Origin of the sequence: Bacillus sp. GbtcB10 (assembly GCF_019091365.1) — a bacterium.
Lineage (GTDB): Bacteria > Bacillota > Bacilli > Bacillales > Bacillaceae > Bacillus > Bacillus altitudinis.
On sequence record NZ_JAGXJP010000083.1, the window covers coordinates 1 to 285 of the forward strand.

At 35.4% G+C, this 285-nt stretch carries 1 protein-coding gene; it reads right to left on the reverse strand.

Features of this window, described 5'->3' with window-relative positions:
- Nucleotides 1-95 precede the first annotated feature (95 nt).
- A partial coding sequence (locus KVT11_RS19720) for a hypothetical protein (protein ID WP_254636532.1) occupies nucleotides 96-285 on the reverse strand: 190 nt, incomplete at its 5' end.

Sequence of the window (285 nt, forward strand, 5' to 3'; positions counted from 1 at the left end):
ATAGATTAAGTAACTAGAGGTACCATGTCAAAAAAGCTTGTAGTTTGGATAACATCCAAATTACAAGCTTTTTATTTTTTATTTAATTACTGCCATCAAATCCAAGCCCAAAGGTAATTTCTTATATTTCGAGGAGTAATGCGAATGAAGCGTTCACCGTCAAAGAAGCAATTTAAATTTGGAAGTGTTTCATCTGGATTTTCTGGAACAAAGGTGACGATGTTCTCGTTACTTGTAACGGTTACTGTAATTGGTGGATCGGTAGGCGAGACTTGAAGTTGTAAC